Here is a 1,339-nt window from a genome sequence, read left to right on the forward strand (position 1 = left end):
CTGTGAGGCGTGGAACAAGCTCATCGCCGAGGCCGGTCGCATCCAGTCGCTGACAGACTTCGAATGGGCGCGACAGGTCAATCCATAAGCAGCTTGGTATTACCTCAAGGTTCGAGGCCGGTGGTGCTACTTGTATCGTGCCATAGACCGTAATGGTGACCTCGTGGACACCATGCTGAGCGAGCACCGGGACATGGCGGCGGCCCAAGCCTTCTTCCGCTCGGCGAAGGCGGCCACCGGCCAAGTCCCCGACCAGGTGACCACGGACGGGCATGGCTCCTACCCACGAGCCATCCGATCGACGCTCGGCCGGCGGGTTGTCCATCGCACCAGCGCTTACAAGAATAATAAGCTGGAACAAGATCATCGCGGCGTTAAAGGCCGCATTCGATGTATGCGTGGCTTCAAGAGCTTCGCTTCCGCCGAGCGATTCTGTCGAAGCCATGACGAGCTTCGCAACCACCTCCGCCCTCGCACCCGCCACAACCAACCTACCTCCGCCAGCCGGCGCCGCCTGCTTCACCTCCGTCGCGCCACTTCTGTACTCGCAGTCCTGGAAGCCGCGTAGCTTGAACTCATCCAGCAGTTCGGGTCGTCAGGTTTGGCATGAGAGCTGACAGAACCGTCGCCCTCACCTACGTCAGTGTCGTGGATAGGCCGGAACGCTTCGCCAAATCCTCAAGCGTCGGCGCCTACCTTGGCCTGACACCAAGGCGCTATCAGTCCGGCGAGGAGGACTACACCGGCCACATCTTGCGCTGCGGCGACAAGCTGCTACGGACCTCTACGAGGCGGCGGGGATCATCCTCCACCGGGTCTCGCGCTGGTCAGCGCTGAAGGCCTGGGGGACGCGGCTGGCCAAGCGGACCGGCACCAAGAAAGCCACCGTCGCCGTGGCGCGGAAGCTCTCGGTCATCCTCCACAGGATGCTGGGCGACGGCAGCGAGTTCCGTTAGGTGGCCAAGGAGGCACAGGTGGCCTGAGCCAGATAGAGCAAAGGCACGAGATCCGCTGGCAACGGCGGAAGGGTGTCCCTGTCGGGACGGGGTTCCGGCCATCGCGTGTGCACTGTTGCGGCCCCACTCCATCCTGAGCGGGCGACCGCGTACTTGACATCACGAGGCCGGAGCTTCCGACACCATCATGCGTCGGCGCACGCCAACCGCGAAGAGAACCATGACCCGGCAGGGGTGCCCATCGTCGCTGCGCAGAGGACAACGGAGGGCTTGATCTCCACGCCCGCCATAAGTGTCCGTCCGGGAACAATGTGGGCCAAATCAAGCGACTACCGAAGCAGCGTAGTGGCGGCCACCATTCCACCCATCCGCTTCAGCGCAGT

Annotated in this window: 1 protein-coding gene and 1 pseudogene; both read left to right on the forward strand. The window is 63.4% G+C overall.

The window, feature by feature from the left end; genetic code table 11:
- Positions 1-130: 130 nt before the first annotated feature.
- Positions 131-568 (forward strand): DDE-type integrase/transposase/recombinase, encoded by a 438-nt coding sequence (locus tag BLR02_RS31220; RefSeq protein WP_090665499.1) that lies wholly within the window; start codon positions 131-133, stop codon positions 566-568.
- Between the two features lie 59 nt (positions 569-627).
- A pseudogene (locus tag BLR02_RS30750) lies at positions 628-956 on the forward strand (transposase); the annotation flags it as partial.
- Between the last annotated feature and the right edge of the window lie 383 nt (positions 957-1,339).

This window comes from Belnapia rosea, assembly GCF_900101615.1.
Taxonomy (GTDB): domain Bacteria; phylum Pseudomonadota; class Alphaproteobacteria; order Acetobacterales; family Acetobacteraceae; genus Belnapia; species Belnapia rosea.